Source organism: Prosthecobacter vanneervenii, assembly GCF_014203095.1.
GTDB lineage: Bacteria > Verrucomicrobiota > Verrucomicrobiia > Verrucomicrobiales > Verrucomicrobiaceae > Prosthecobacter > Prosthecobacter vanneervenii.
This window is the reverse complement of sequence record NZ_JACHIG010000001.1, coordinates 1,357,946-1,373,039: the sequence shown is the minus strand read 5'-3', so window position 1 is coordinate 1,373,039 and position 15,094 is coordinate 1,357,946. Positions and strand designations below refer to the sequence as shown.

Annotated in this window: 11 protein-coding genes; 5 read left to right on the top strand and 6 right to left on the bottom strand. The window is 61.1% G+C overall.

Going from position 1 to position 15,094, the window contains the following annotated elements; translation table 11 throughout:
* Positions 1-75: 75 nt before the first annotated feature.
* From HNQ65_RS05235 to HNQ65_RS05225, 3 genes are read right to left on the bottom strand one after another with little or no spacing between them, the layout of a single operon-like run.
* On the bottom strand, positions 76-2,373 hold the full coding sequence (locus tag HNQ65_RS05235; protein WP_184338414.1) for an Eco57I restriction-modification methylase domain-containing protein: 2,298 nt from the start codon (positions 2,371-2,373) through the stop codon (positions 76-78).
* Positions 2,374-2,377: 4 nt separating this feature from the next.
* The gene (locus HNQ65_RS05230) at positions 2,378-2,920 is read right to left on the bottom strand and encodes a DUF6998 domain-containing protein (protein ID WP_221306037.1); all 543 of its coding nucleotides are present in this window, start codon (positions 2,918-2,920) and stop codon (positions 2,378-2,380) included.
* Positions 2,921-2,922: 2 nt separating this feature from the next.
* On the bottom strand, positions 2,923-6,084 hold the full coding sequence (locus tag HNQ65_RS05225) for a helicase-related protein (protein ID WP_184338412.1): 3,162 nt from the start codon (positions 6,082-6,084) through the stop codon (positions 2,923-2,925).
* Between the two features lie 339 nt (positions 6,085-6,423).
* On the opposite strand from HNQ65_RS05225, the gene HNQ65_RS05220 reads away from it, so the two are divergent.
* Complete coding sequence (locus tag HNQ65_RS05220; RefSeq protein ID WP_184338411.1) at positions 6,424-7,665, top strand: hypothetical protein; 1,242 nt, start codon at positions 6,424-6,426, stop codon at positions 7,663-7,665.
* Positions 7,666-7,865: 200 nt separating this feature from the next.
* A complete protein-coding gene (locus HNQ65_RS05215) occupies positions 7,866-8,861 on the top strand; it encodes a S1C family serine protease (RefSeq protein WP_184338410.1) in 996 nt (331 codons plus the stop codon).
* A 376-nt stretch (positions 8,862-9,237) separates the two neighbouring features.
* Here HNQ65_RS05215 and HNQ65_RS05210 read toward each other — a convergent pair whose 3' ends face one another.
* Positions 9,238-9,924, bottom strand: coding sequence for a hypothetical protein (locus tag HNQ65_RS05210; protein WP_221306036.1), 687 nt, complete (start codon positions 9,922-9,924; stop codon positions 9,238-9,240).
* A gap of 678 nt (positions 9,925-10,602) precedes the next feature.
* Positions 10,603-11,226 (bottom strand): hypothetical protein, encoded by a 624-nt coding sequence (locus tag HNQ65_RS05205; protein WP_184338408.1) that lies wholly within the window; start codon positions 11,224-11,226, stop codon positions 10,603-10,605.
* A 135-nt stretch (positions 11,227-11,361) separates the two neighbouring features.
* Between HNQ65_RS05205 and HNQ65_RS05200 the strand changes: the two genes are divergently transcribed.
* The 3 genes from HNQ65_RS05200 (at position 11,362) to HNQ65_RS05190 (ending at position 13,665) form a co-directional block, all read left to right on the top strand.
* Positions 11,362-11,937, top strand: a complete 576-nt coding sequence (locus tag HNQ65_RS05200; RefSeq protein WP_184338407.1) for a hypothetical protein — start codon at positions 11,362-11,364, stop codon at positions 11,935-11,937.
* Between the two features lie 68 nt (positions 11,938-12,005).
* Positions 12,006-12,203, top strand: a complete 198-nt coding sequence (locus tag HNQ65_RS05195; RefSeq protein WP_184338406.1) for a hypothetical protein — start codon at positions 12,006-12,008, stop codon at positions 12,201-12,203.
* Between the two features lie 493 nt (positions 12,204-12,696).
* Positions 12,697-13,665, top strand: coding sequence for a leucine-rich repeat domain-containing protein (locus HNQ65_RS05190; RefSeq protein ID WP_184338405.1), 969 nt, complete (start codon positions 12,697-12,699; stop codon positions 13,663-13,665).
* Positions 13,666-14,386: 721 nt separating this feature from the next.
* Here the strand turns inward: HNQ65_RS05190 and HNQ65_RS05185 are convergent.
* Entirely contained in the window at positions 14,387-15,031 is a 645-nt protein-coding gene (locus HNQ65_RS05185; protein ID WP_184338404.1) for a hypothetical protein, read from the bottom strand.
* Positions 15,032-15,094: the final 63 nt, after the last annotated feature.

Below are 15,094 nucleotides of genomic sequence, written 5' to 3'. Positions count from 1 at the left end.
AAAGATCCCAAGCCTTTTGTATGGACCGCCACTGCGGAACGCATTTTCGAAAAGATTGAAAAGTTTTGCGGTAAACTAACCTAACACAATACTAGGAAGGCTGGCGTATTCATCCAGGCCATCAAACGACTTTGGGACAAAGAAAAAGTGTGGTGATAGACAGGAAATAGCAGTCCATGTCTGTTTACACGCAGTTGTGCATTTGAGGGCGTTATGCTTTGTTTGCCTGTCGCCCCAAAGTTCGTCATGCAAGATAGGTTGATCACACCTAGTTGGTGAATTTGTTAGCAGTGAGATTCCGACACCCTGTTGAATGTCAAATACGTTTTCTTCTTTCGACCCGTCGGACGAGCATTCCAACTTTTTGCTGCTTCCATGCAAGTCGAGAATCCGAATATCGTTGAAGCTGGCTTTTAGAGATTCTCGCATACGACGATGGGTTATGCCGTCGATGAAAACGTTGTTTGTAATCATTCCCAAAATACCTGTGCCAGTCGCATCGAGTAGGTGTTGTGAGAATCGAAGAAACTTTATAAAATCGTCATCAAGATTGAGTTTTCTTTCATCAAGACCGCGCTTGTAGTCTTCAAGTAGGCCTAAGATGAACGGAATTTTATTGAGTTGGCCGAAATTAGAATAAGGCGGGTTGCCAATAACGATGGTGAAACGCTTATTTCTTTTGATTTTGTTCACCGCCGCGGATTCGTGCGCGAGGGCGTCGAATTCTGGAAGGTGGAGTTGTCTCATCCAAGGTTCCAGTGCGTTGGTGAGGTAGATGCGGGCACGTTCCTCGGTTCCAAAGCGGTAACCAGTCTCGGCAAGCTTGAGCCCAATTTTCATATGGGCGATCGCATATGGGGCCATCATCAATTCGAAGGCGTGAACACGTGGAAGCAGGTGCTTTGGCACATATTCGTTCCAGGCATCACGAACCTGCGCCTCGCTGTAGCGCAGCTTCTTCCACTTCGCTACAAGGGTACGATGGATGACGTCGATGACCTCGACTGGAAAGGTCGCGGTCCCGGTAGCAGGATCAAGAATTTGCACAAAGTATTCGCCCTCGTCAATTTCATGTTCATTATTTTTGTCGTCGAAGGTGGTGGGCAATCTTAGCTGAGGATGCTTTTGCTTCATCTCGCCCCAGGTAGTGGTGTCTGCAAGACCATCGGCAAGACCGAATTCAGTTTGCAGCAGCTCGTGTACACTGCGCACGATATATGAAACGACAGGCTGGGGAGTGTAGAAGACGCCGCGCTGGATACGGAGCTTCTTGTTGTAAGCATTGAGAAAATGCTCGTAGAAGTGGATCACTGGGTCCTCGCCTTGAGTGCGATTGCCGAAGTCATCGCGGATGGCCGGAAGGTCTGTTTTGTCGCCGCGCAGCAGTTCGACAACGTCCTGGATGCCGAGTTCGTCAAAATCGATGCCGCCCTTGCGCCCGCCAACGTTGAGGAAGGTGGCCAGCATCTCTTTGAGGAAGGGATTGGTGACGGGCACCATGTCGATGATATTGCTGGCGATGAGGGCGGTCCCGTGGCGTCCCCCGTACATGTCGGTCTTGGACAGTGCGGCAGTGAAAAGGCCGTAGGTGATGGTTTGCGCGTAGGTATCTGCAAAGCCCTCTGCAGTGAGGTCGTGAATGAGGTTGGTCTGGAAGGCGCGGTGAAGTTTTCTGAGCGGGCCGCTCTCCGTCTCGTGCTGCATGATGGTGCTGGCCGCATCGCGGATGCGTTTAGCGAGGGCTGCCATGGTCTCTGCCAGCATGTCAGAGGTCCTGATGATGTGGTCGATGCGATGCTTGAAAGCGCCCGCCCAGCGCTGCTGCCAAGCGTCGATTTTCTCTCCTTTTTCCGGCCAGCGGAGCCGTTCACGCAGGGTGGTGGCGACAGCATTGAGCTTCATGGCTGTGTCCGCCCCATCCCACCCAAGCACGCGCAGGCTCGGCAGGTCTCCAGACTCCTGGTGAAAGTGCGCGAATCCGATCTCGCGACCGTCGTCGTCCTCGGGACCAAAAGCCGAGACAAACAGGAGGTCATCGGCGTTCCAAGCCTTGCTGGCCGCCTTGTTTGCCGAGGCCCTTTTCTTGACGACGAGGTGGGACAGAATTCGGCGCAGAACGACGACGGGTAGTTTCTTCTTGTCGAACTCAATGAAGAAGATGCCCCAGGGCTGGTCCGAGGTCAGGGGGCGAAGCTGTCGGATGCTCTTGACCTTGGCTGCATCATCGTCTTTGAGGCCGAGATCGGCAGGTTCGTAATCGAAGGTCAATTCCTCCATCTCATAGCCTTCGAGAGGCCAGTGAAGCTCATCCTCCAGATAACGGATAAGGTCTTTGAAGGTGCGGACTTGGCGGAGGTTGGGGACTGAGGACATTGATTCAGTGCACTTGGTGTAATATGAGTGTCGTCGGCTGATCCTGTAAAAGCATCGCTTCGCTAGCGGCTAGCATCTTGGGTATGGAGGTTTCATAGCGACCATGCCGCTCGTTGTATTTGGCAAACTGGGTGTCCTGAATCACAGTGCCAGGACCGTTGTAAACCACTCCCCATCTAAGACTTGTGGGACACAAATAGATGACAAGCAGGATGTCAGGCACTCCTTTGACCCAGATAATCGAGTTTGCTTGCGTCCGAAGTTTGACCTCGACGCTTTTTCCAGTGACTGAGCAAACGCCATCCTGACCGCCTTTAAGGCTTTTGTGAATCGTGACCCCAAATTTGAGGGCGGCAATGAGCTCGCCCATATCGCCTACAAAGCGGCCGTCTGGTGTGAAATCCAAGTTCATCCCGAGAAGGCCCACATGATCTCGCATTTGACGGCAGATTTTGTGGACCTGCTCCAGGTGGCTGTGGAAAGGCTCGGGCAAGGAGTGCTGAGCCAATGCATTTAGTCTGTCTTGGTTCGTGGACTGTTTTGCCATAGTTAAGTCACTTCCATCCAGCACTTCAACACCGGTGAAACACCTGCCGGGGCCTGGAGCGAGCGGAGGTGTGATTTGATGAGTTCTTTCTCCACCTTCTGACGCAGTTTGGAGAGAGCAGCGTGGTCCAGTGAATGATGAACAGGGGTGTCGGGCTGAGAGCGGATGAGATCGGCGATGGTGCGCGGAGTGTCGGCAATGTTCTTCCCCTCAGGATCAGTGCAAAGCCAGACGGTCTCACCAGCGGATTCAGACCAGCGTGCGGCGCCGTCCGCAGCCTCGACGAGAGCGGGGTCGGGATGCGGAATGCGGAAGCAGAAGAACACGGCGCGAACACCTGCCGTGGGTGTTTTGCGACCACTGAACAGCTTGAGAGGCAAGTCAGGAAGCTGAGCCGCGAGGTCCGGATGAAGGCGGGTGAGTTCTTCGTACTCCAGGCGCAGGGCTTCGCTCTCGCTCTCCTGGCCTTCATACTGCTCGTTGATCTCTTTGATGGGGTCAAACTCGTCATCCGGAGTGAGTAGTTTGCGCCCCTCGATGCCAAAGGTGCGGGAGATGACGAGGGTCTTGCGATTCACCCGGTTGTAAAGGCGCAGCAGGCTGTCGAGCTCATCCGGAGGCAGGAAGTTCCAATAGATGATCCGGCCACGTGTGGAGGCGAGGTGCGGATGTGCCTCCAGCAGCGCCTGCTCCGTCTCAGGATTCACCCGGCGGTCCACACGACCGATGCGCTGCATGAGGCGCACGGGGTTCCAGTGCAGGTCATAATTGATGAGGCGGTCGGCGTCCTGGAGGTTGAGGCCTTCGGCAAGCACATCTGTGGCGATGAGCACCTGAATCTCCTGCTGCCCCTCAGCGGCCAGCTGAGCCGGACTCCGCCCATTGTAGAAAGGCGAGAAGCGGTGAATGACACTGCTGCGCACCCGCTGGCTGCAGCTGCCATCGATGCGCTCCACGCCCTCGATACCCGCCTCTTTGAGGTGCCTGTCCAGATACCAGGCGGTATCCGCAAACTCGGAGAAGATGATCACCTTCCGGCCTTTCAAGTCCTTGTCAGACTTGAGCATTTTGATCAGCGCTTTGAGCTTGTCGTCCTTGGCGGGGTCCACCTTGGCGCCCAGATTGAGGAAATCGACGATCTGGTCGAGATCCATGAAGGTGTCGTCCAGGATTTCATCCACCTTGTAAAGTTCCGGATCCAGCTTCTCGGTGGCGTCCAGATCTGCCTGGGTGATGAAATCGTTGTCGTCATCGTCCGCGCTGCCTTCCTCGGAAGGCCAGAGTTCCTGCTGATGGGCGGTGGCGTAACCGATGAGCTTGTCATTCTTCAGTTTCCAGCGCTCAAGCCGCCGTTTGTCATGATCACTGCTGGTATGCACCTCCACCCAGGCGAGCAGTTTCTTCAGCAGCCGCCAGCAGGACTGCTCAAAGGCATGGGCCGAGCTTTCGAAGCGCTTTAAAAACTGAGTGCGGACCAGCGAAACTACCTGGGCCTGGCGGCCCGTGTTGAAAGTTTGCAGCTCAGGAGCATCCGAAGGGCCTTTCCAGTAGGCGAGCGGATAGTAGATGCTGAGCGCAAAGAGAGGCTTGGTGCGGCTGAAGGCCTGCTCCACAGACTCCAGCAGGCGGCCATAGGTGACTTTGAGCTTGTACGGAGCGACCCGCGGGATTTCCCGTGCGGGGAAGACGACCGAGCCGCCTGCGGAGCCGCTCTCGCTCTTCTTGACATAGACACGCGAGCGCTGGACCACGAGCTCGTCGAAAATGGCATCTTTTTGAAGGGCCTCTTCGACGCGGAAGAATTCGCTGGCTTCGTTTTCGGTGGCGGCGGCAGGCGTCTGCAAAAGCGAGCGCTCCAACTGCACGAAGTGCGCACGCAGATTGTGGATGCCCAGATTTCGCGTGCCGGTGGCGAAATAAGCATCCTCTCCATTGGTGGCCAGCTCCAGGATGTGGCGGAAGTCGTGGACACTGTTGTTGATGGGTGTGGCGGTGAGGAAGAACATCTGCTTCTCCCGCCCGCCCTGCTGATGCAGGTACTGCTGGAGCTTGCGATAGCGTGACTGCTCAAGCGCACCCTCGCCTGCGCCGCCGGGATTGCGGAAGTGATGAGCCTCGTCAATCAGGATGACATCGGCATCGCGAAGCGTACGCGCCAGGTCTGCGGGATACTTGCCTTTGCGCTGCAGGTCGGTGTGATTGTAAGGAATGAAGGTGACAAAGCCGCTGTTCAGATCCGGCAGCAGGCGCTCCACCGCAGGTGCCCAGACGTCCTCGCGGGCGGCTTTTGGGGCAAACAACACGACCCTCTTGCCTTCATGCATGACCATTCGCTCAATGATCATGAGGCCAACGTAGGTCTTGCCTAGGCCTACGCCGTCACAGAGGAACGCGCCGCCGTAGAGACGGGCGATTTCGACGAGATTTTTGTACGCGTCCTGCTGGTAACGGGCGAGCCGGGGGAAAATGATGGAGCGCTCGCGGTCCCATTCATCGGGGGTGAGTTCGTGCCCACGCAGCAGCTCATGCAATGCTTTGAACCAGACCTCGAAAGGCGTGCGCGGATTGGTATGGCGCTCAAAGGTGCGGAGCACGTCTGCCGTGATATCTTCGGACTCCTCCCAGTGCCGTTCGTACCATTCCTGGAGCAGCTTTACGTCATTGCCACGAATCTGGACATTGAGCTCCACATTGTCCTCCAGGCCTGGTCTGGTGAAATTGGACGAGCCAACAAGGCCAAAGGAACCGATGACGGCCTGCCTGGCGTGGGTGAGGTAGCATTTGGCATGAAACTTGTCCTTGCGATAGACCCGGCACTGAATCTTGCCGGCGCGCAGCGCCTCGACCACTGCGGGCACGCCGGAGAGGAAGTCATTCGCCCTTTTCTCGCCTTCCAGACTGGCATCCAAGATGGAGGTGATCTTCTTCAAGCCCTCTTCAAAAGCCCGCTTGGTGCGCTTTGAAACTTCATCGCCCATGAGCAGGCGGATGGAGTCGACCTGCTGCCATTTGTCTTTAAGGGCGAGGAGTGCGCCGATCTCAAAATAGCCGGTCGCGATGTCGATGGTCTTCGAAAGCTCACACCAGTCGGCGAGATAATTGCGGACTTTCCATTCGCTGTCGCTGTTGTCGACGATGAAGAGCTCTGAGGCGGAGGCGGGCATTCGTGAAATTCCTATGGGTGTTCAGCAACAAAGCTGGGGATACGTACGAAGGCAAGCCCCAAGCCAAACCCCAGCAGAGCAGGGGACTTCGTTCCCCCATCCACCACCCTTTTTTGCGCCCCTCTTGCGCCTCTTTGTGGCCATCCCTCGCCCCCGCCCCCCCTTTCCCCTCTTTGCGGCCCCCCTCAGCTCTTCCCACCACCGCAAACCACCGCAAACCACCGCAAACCACCGCAAACCACCGCAAACCACCGCAAACCACCGCAAACCACCGCAAACTTCCTCCCCGCCCCCGAGTCTCCCCTTTACAAAAAACCCTCCCCTCGTTACACCTCCCGCATGCCCGTGCGCACCCTACACCTCCTCGCACTCCTCCTGCTTCTCCACCTCGGCGCATCCCCGGCCCGCGCCGCCTCCCGCTTCGCCCGCGGCTTCGTCATTTACAAGACTGCCCTCAGCGACCAGCCCGCCCACTACCAGGGCACCCTCTACCTCAGCGAAGACACCAGCGGCCCCATCTGGCTCCAGTACGACATCGGCCAGACCAAGCCCTTCTACCTCGCCCGCCAGATGTACGTCACCGACATCAAATTCGGCCTCCTCTTCGAGGCCGACTTCACCACCCCCCAGCACGTCCAGCGCTGCCGCGAGATCCAGGCCCAGCTCGCCGCCGCCGCCCGTCAGTCCCCCCTCCTCACCAGCGCCGTCACCGCCGCCACCAAAGCCATCCAGACCGAGATCGACCACTACGAAAAAGACAAACTCGTCCGCCTCAACGGCGTCTGGACCGACCGCCGCCAGTACGACGCCCTCACCGAAGCCCAGCAAAAAGCCCGTCAGCAGGAAGAAGCCCGCCGCATCCAGGAAGAGGCCGACCGCCGCGCCCAGGAAGAAAAAGACCGCGCCGCCTTCGCCGCCATGGCTCAGGACGACACCATCCGCCAGGCCCACTACACCCGCGCCTACACCTCCATCCCCGTCCAGAACCTCCTCGCCACCCTCGCCCCCCTCCTCAAGACCTCCGCCGCCATCCTTGCAGACCAGGCCAGCCTCCCCGTACCCAGCCCCAGCGCCGCCGACCTCGCAGACAGCATCACCCTCCCCACCCTCCCCGAGGCCCCCACCATCGACTCCCGCCTCCGCATCATCGCCCCGCCCCCCGCCACCGGCACCCCCCCCAGCTCCGAAACCCTTGCCGACACCAGCACAGACACCGCCCCCGCCCTCCTCACCCTCCACGACCAGTCCCACACCCACACCCTCATCGCCCAGGCCTGCCTCTACCTCGAATCCACCGGCCCCGACCAGCCCCTCCTCCCCAGCAGCCAGGCCGAATACACCGCCCTCCGCCACATCCTCGACACCTACCATCCCGACATCTGCGCCGCCCTCCCAGACGTCATCGCCGCCACCACCATCCTCCACACCCTCAAAGACGCCGTCGCCAACGACAAATCCACCCCCTACACCCGGCGCGACATCCCCGGCTACACCGTCCTCTACGACGTCTTCAGCCCCGACCCCCACCCCACCCGTCACCTCCGCCTCATCATCATCACCCTCACCCCTGTCAAACAGTAACCCCCACTCCTCCTCCTCCTCGTCCTCGTCCTCGTCCTCGACCCACCCGCGCCGCCACCTCCCGCACCCCCGCATCACACGCACGCGGCATCGGACTCTTCCTCTTCCTCACCCGCCCCCAAATCATAAATCACAAATCATAAATCATAAATCCTCCGCCTCCCCCTCGCTCCCCCAACTTTAAACTTCAAACCTCAAACTTGAAACACCTCCTCCTCGCCCTGCTGCTCACCCTCACCCACCCCGTGCTCGCAGCCGATCCCGTCCCCCATCCCCACGGCGAGTGGTACCTCCTCGGCCACACCATGGCCCGGCAGGCCGCCCCCACCTACCGGCAGTTTCATTATAAAAACAACGCCATCAGCCGCCGCCTCAGCGCCGTCCTCGCCCCCCTCGGCATCCAGGCAGACACCCTCAAAGCCAGCCAGCTCCAGTTCCTCCAGCTCGGGTGGGATCACGGCATCATCGGCCGCCCCCTCGCCATCGTCCCCCCCGAAGACCAGGCCAAAAGCATCCTCCCGCCCCAGCTCCGCGGCTACATCACCTTTAAAAACCAGCCCCCCGCCGGCGCCAATCCCGCCGACATCCCCGGCGGCACCCTCGCAGACAAAGCCGCCCTCTGGAAAAAAGCCGTCGTCAAAGTCCTCATCAAACTCCCCGACGGCAGCGCCCACGGCAGCGGCGCCTTCATCGGCCCCGGCCTCATCCTCACCAACCACCACGTCATCGAAGGCGCCACCAGCATCGAGGTCCAGCTCGAAGAAGACGCCAGCTTACACCCCGCCACCCTCATTGCCGACCAAAAGGTGCCCGACGTCGCCCTCCTGCGCGTCCAATTCACCGACCACGAAATCCTCCCCATCGGCCGCAGCTCCGAATGCCGCGAGCTCGAAGAAGTCATCATGATCGGCTACCCCATCTTTGCCGAAGCCAGCGCCACCTATGTCAAAGGCGCCATCAGCTCCACCCATCGCATCTTCAAAAAAAACGAGGTCCTCCAGCTCGACATCCGCTCCAATCACGGCAACAGCGGCGGCCCCGTCATCACCACAGACGGCCGCATCATCGGCATCCTGACCTTTGGCCTGGGCGGCCTCAATCCCGAACTCTCCCAGTTCACCTTCGCCATCAAGACCGACTTCGTCCGTCCCTTCCTCGAAGAACACGCCCGCGGCCTCTACCAATCCGCCGAGTAGCAGCGCAGGCACATAGCCGCACGCCAAGATCATGAAGAGTCAAAAGCAGAGCTGCAGTGTGACTGCGTCCATGCGCTAAGCACCGCTCGCCAAGGCTCTGCATCGCGGGCCAAAGGCCCGCAGGAGTCAGCCCAGGGCGCCAGCCCTGGGTATTTGGACCAGCAGCATGCTCCTCAAGGTCGCGCTCTGAAAGAGCGCAGGAGAGACCGTGGGATCCTCTGCCACGCCCAGTCCTCCCTGAAGCTGCCTGCGGGCATCTGCAGACCGGTTTACAGCACATGGTGGTATCAAACACCACCCCACCCAGCGCCCTCGCCCCACCCAGCCACTCCACCTCCACCCTCAGCCCCAGTTTACCATTTTCATCTTTCATCTTTCATCTTCCAACCCTCGTCCCATCCCCCCTGCGACCATGCATCTCCAGCAGCCGCAGCCGCACCGCCTCCGCGATCTCCGGCGGCGTCGCATACGGCTTTTCATCCGACTCCGCCTCAGCCCCCGACGCCCCGCGGGCCAGCCCCACATCATACAGCTTTGCCAGCTGATCCAGCGCCCGCAGCCGCACCGTCAGCATCGGCGCTGAAGGCGGCTCCGCAGCCAGCACCGGCGCCGGCGGCAGAGAAAACCGCAGCGGCAGCTCCAGCTGACCATCCGCCCCCATTCGGAGCGACTGCTCCTTGCCCGCAGGCAGAGGCACCTTCGGAAACGTGCACGCCACCGTCTCCCACAGCGCCGCGCAGATCTGCTCCCGCATCGCCGTAAAATCCGCCTCCTCCTTCGGCGCCAGCTCCGCCAGATGCGACTGCGCCCTGCGCCACAGCCCCTGCATCCCCGCCGCATCCACCCCCAGCACCCGCGCCACCTCCGCCAGCGACCTCCCCTGGCGCACATGCAGCTCCACCACCACCTCCTCAGCAGCCATCATCGCCACGGCATCCTTCTCCCGCTCTTCCTCTTCCTCCCTCAGCGCCCTCGCCACACCCGCAGCCCTCGCATCCCCAGAACCTCCCGGCCCCGCCACACCCACGATCTCCGCGCTCACCGGCGTCCCCCCATCACCCATCTGCCATCTCCCATCAGCTTCCTTCCTGCGCCTGCGCACTCTCGCCGCACCGCCGCCCGCCATCCCGGCGCTCCCAGAAAACTCCGCATCCATCATCATAGCCTGTTATGGTATTAAAACATCGAAGCTGGTAGAAAGCCGCACCCAGGCACCCGCCAGGAAAAAACACCGCACCCTTCCACCCCGCCACAGCCCCCTCATTGGGCCCAAAACGCCACAATCAAGCAGAATCGCACTGCCCCGCCCCGGCGACCCAGGAGCGCGGATCTCCGAGTCCGCAGCACCCCGCCACACGCAGCGCCCTTATCCCACCTGTAGCCCGGCCACACCCCACGCCACCGCCCCTCTCACACAATCGGCACAAGATCCTTCGTCTTGCCCCTCCTCAACGGCCCCGTCTGCCCCCGGCCGCAGCGCCCCAGAGTGGTCCGCACAGTCCCCTGTGCGGCCCGCACCACCCAGCGCCCACTCATCACCCAAAAACCCCTCAAGCACCAGCAGCACCCCATGCCGGCTGGTAGGGATGCGCTGCGCGCGTCCCTGGAATCCATCCTCCCAGCCCTGCCTGGCATCCCCGTCGCATCCCCTCATTCCAAAGCCCCCCTTTCGGCTGCGCAGGCCTTAACGGATACGAAAAAAATTAAAAAATTCCACTCCACATCACCGCCCCCTCCAGGCTCAGCCCCTCATCAGCTGCTCCACAAGGTCCAGTCTCTGGCGCCACCGCAGGGCTATATTTCCTCCCGAATCCATATCAGAAGATACCAGAGCCTGATGTTCAGCAGAAGCCAGCACCGCAGGCAGCCACTCAGGCACAGGCTCCAGGCCGGAGACCACCGCCTGCAGAGCCGCCGCCGCCTTTGCCGAGCGCATCGCCCCGCCCTCAGGCCCTGCCGCAGAGTGCCTCTCCGCCATGCTCAGCGACAGCAGCTCCCGCGCATCCAGCGGGCAGCCCGACTCCAGCCGCCGCCGCGCCCCCTCCAGAAACTCCGGATCCACCCTTGAAAGCACCACCGCGATCTGCGGCGAGACCCAGCTCCCCGCATCAAACTGCCGCCACAGCTCCCCCACCACACGGGCATCATGCGGCAGAGACAGCGCCGCCACCGCAGCCACCAGAGTCGGCCGCCAGTTAAACTCCCCCAGCAGGCCCAGCAGATCCGCGCCCGCCACATCCGCCGCCGCACACTCACGCACCAGGCGCACCTCATTCGCACAGTCCGGTGAGTTCAGGTGCAGCAGAGCCAAGTAGCCATGTGCAGACGCAAACACCGGGGCAAAAACTCCAAAATCAGCAGGCATGGCAGCGTGTGTGGCTCAAGGGATCGACGACCTCTCAATCACACACCCGTCATAGGGATGCGTCAATGCTACGCCGCATGCCAGAGCAAAATCATCGACACGTCTTCCCGCCTTCCCTAAACTCTTCACCATCCCATGTCACAGCCACCCGATCCTTCAGCGCCGGAAACACAGCCAGTCCCCCCGCAGCCAGCCACTCCTCCGCCGCAGCGGCGCAGAGGCTGTCTTCGCCGCGCCCTCTTCATCGGGTGTGGCACGCTACTCTGCTTCGGCCTGCTGGTGTTGTTGATCATCTACCAGACTTTCAAAATTGACATCGGCGTCACCGATCTCACCTCGGACAAAAGCGAACGCGCCTGGCTGGTGGGGCAAGGCTGGCCCGCCTCCCTCCACCGTGTCTTCGAAGCCCACAGGATCATCAACTTCAATGGCGACGGCGTCACCGTCAAAATCCGCAGCTTCTCCCCCGAGGACGTCCCGCACGTGCAGGCCCTCATCGGCCGTGGCCGCACCTGGCGGCCCGGCCACGGTTACGACTACTTCATATCAGACATGAGCATATTCAAAGACTGCCTCCCGGCAGACCTCTACTTCGACGAAACCGCACCCAAAGCTCACTACATCCACATCCCGGACACACCGGAAAGGCAAGTCTTCGATGTCATCGACACCCTCCGGGGCATCCATTACGAATTCATCATTCGCACCTGATCCAGCACCATGAGGTCAAAGCACCCCCGAGGCCCCCCACCCCAGCAGTAAGCCCACCACCACTCCCCGTGCCCTCTCTCCACGCTTCCTTCGACTGCCTCATCTGCGGCCCCGCGCAGGGCGTGCTGCTCGGCAGCGTGGCCGCCCCCTGGCTCGGGCTGGGCGGAGCGTCGTCTCTGCTCCTCATCCTGCTCAGCGCCCTCCTCGGCATCCCCCTCGGCTACTACCAGCTCGTCCTCTACCACCGCCTCTTCGGCAAACGCTGACTGCACCGCGCCCAGTCACGCCATCCATCCCAACACCCCCGCGCGCCCCACAGCATCCAGACCTCGTCCTCCTACTCGAACTCGAAGTTGATTCAATACGTTCACCCTACGGGCTCCCTACGGTCGTCTATCTCGCTGCGCTCGGTTGTCCTCGATCCCTCCGCCCCGCCATCATCCACGAGTCCCGCATCAGCCCCATCTTCCTCTTCCTCTTCCTCTTCCTCTTCCTCTTCCTCTTCCTCTTCCTCGCACCGAGCACCGAGCACCGAGCACCGAGCACCGAGCACCGAGCACCGAGCACCGAGCACCGAGCACCGAGCACCGAGCATCGAGCATCGAGCACCGAGCATCGAGCATCGAGCATCGAGCCCCATCCGATCTCAGCCCCCGCATTACACACATTTCTCAGCAGGCTGAGGTTAGCCCTTGCCAAACCCCGCAGCATCCGCCTAAGACAAACCGCAGCCACGCAGCCCACTCCACTCTCAGCGCCATGTCCGCCCCGCACCCCACCCCCGCAGTCCCCAGGCAGCCACCGTACCGCGCCACCCGGCGGCACCTGCTCGGAGCCGCCCTCGCGCCGCTCCTCGGCCACAGCCGCGTGCTGCAGGCCAAGCCCTCCGGCAGCCTCACCGCCTCCCTCACAGCAGACCTGCTCAAGAGAAACGGCTTCGAATACCAGGACTCAATCCATCATGCCAGTGCCAGGAAGGGCAGCCTGGCCTCCACCTGGCAGGATCTCTCCCCCGTGCGCGAGGCCCTCCAGGTCCTCAAAGTGCAAAGGATCACGCTCAGCGACTTCACCCAGCTCACGGACCTCAGCGCCCTCACCGACCTCAAATCCCTCACCGACCTCAGCCTCTCTCAGCTCGACTCCCTGCCAGATCTCTCCGCCCTCGCCGGGCTCCCCAAGCTCGAAAGTCTCCGCATCACCGCCTGTGGCAGCCTGCAGGGGGCCGCGCTCAAGACAGTTGCGCAAACGCCCACGCTCAGAACGCTCTCCCTCACGGGCTGCCCAGGGCTCCTCACCGCCGACGTCCAGAGTGCCGTCGCCGGTCTCACCAAGCTCACCCTGCTCAGCCTCCATGGCCTGCAGACCCTGCAGGACACCGACTTCCTCTACATGCTCACCGCGCTCAAAGGACTGCATCTCGATGCATGCGGCAGCCTCAGCGGCCCCAAAGCGCTCAAAGGCATCGCACACCTCAGCAAGCTCGAATTCCTCACCCTCGAATACTGCACCAGTCTCGACGACATCAGCCCCCTCTTCCAGCTTGGCAACCTCGACACCCTCTCCCTCAGAGGCTGCAGCGCCGTCAAAATGGAAGACTTTGAAAAGCTCCGCGCCTTCATCCGCAAAAAGCACGGCCCACCCCCCGCGCCTGAGATCAACAGCCGTCGCGGTGCCCCCCTACTCTCGACCATGGGCATCATCACCAAAGGAATGGTCGTCGGCCCCTGAGCCGCACCGTGGAGAGCGTCCACACATCGCCCGCCGCACCCAGCGCGCACTCCGGCCCAACGGCGCTGTGAAAGCACGAGCGCGATTTGGAGTGCGGTTGCGCAGATGCGAGGCGCAAGCCTGCATCGGAGCCACCGCTTTCGAGCGTCTCGTGGCGTACGTCGGCTCCCCGGCCTTCGAGTGCCCCATGCCCCGCGAGAGCCTCTGCCTTCGAAAACTCCCAGGCACTCGCACTCTAATCCAGCCCACGAAAAGCGGTAGCTGCGTTCATACTTCACTCCGCGACCGCACTCCAAATTTACCTGCGAAAGCACGAGCGCTATTTGGAACCGAAGCGAAGCGGAGATAGACGACTGAAAGGAGCCCGAAGGGTGAGCGCAGCGAATCAATGCGGTTGCGCAGATGCGAGGCGCAAGCCTGCATCGCAGCCACCGCCTTCGAGCGTCTCGTCGTCTGCGTGAGCTCCCAGATGGGCTCACATCTCATCCCACGCACAGCCGCAAACGGCGCTCACGAGTGAGAAAGCCAGCATCCCATGCGGCCAGCGCGCACTCCGGCGGAGAGGGATCGTCCCGATCCCTCACGCACCCCCATCTCCCAGCGCCCCCGTGCCTCCGCAAACACACGCCATGTGGGTCGGATCAAGATGATCCCTCACACACCGCCCCCGCCACCTGCACATACCAGCATCCAGCATCAAGCATCCAGCATCCAGCCACCCTCACCGCACCACCTCCAGCGTGCGCGCCGAAAAAACCGCCTGCGCCTTGTCCCCCACAGCGTTGGTCAAATGCAGCGTCATCCTCTCCCCCATCAGCGTCACGTCATCGATCTTCACCTTCATCATCTCGCTCGAATTCGTGGGGTGGACAAATTTCGCCCCCACCGCCGTCCTCAGATCCAGACACTCCTTGTAGTCCAGGAACGAAGAGGCCGCGAACACCTCCATCTCCTGCAGCTGGTCCCGGGTCTTCACCACATCCTCCAGTGCGGTCTTCCTCTGGAAAACCTCGATGCAGGCCGCCCCCTCCCACATCTCCCCCGGCAGCCCCAGCACCCGGTCCGCCAGGCACACATAAAAGCGCGACTCCATCCCAAAGCACAAAATACCAGAATGTGGCTCACGCCAGCATACAAAGGGGTACACGACCACCTGCGTGTCCGTCAGCATCCTCACTTTCACCTCCGACCGCTGCCCCTCAAAGCTCGCGCGTCCCTCCTGCGTCACCGCATTCACCATCACCGGCCTCCACGGGCCAAATGCGATCTCATACTTCGTTAGTCTGGCAGGCACGTCAGCCAGCCCCGCCGTGCCACCACACAGCACCGCCGCCAGCATCAGCCCAAGGCCCAGGAAACTCCTCATAGCACCCACCCTACCACCCCGCACACCCCCGCGCAATCCTCCCCCGCGCCACCCAGCACCGGG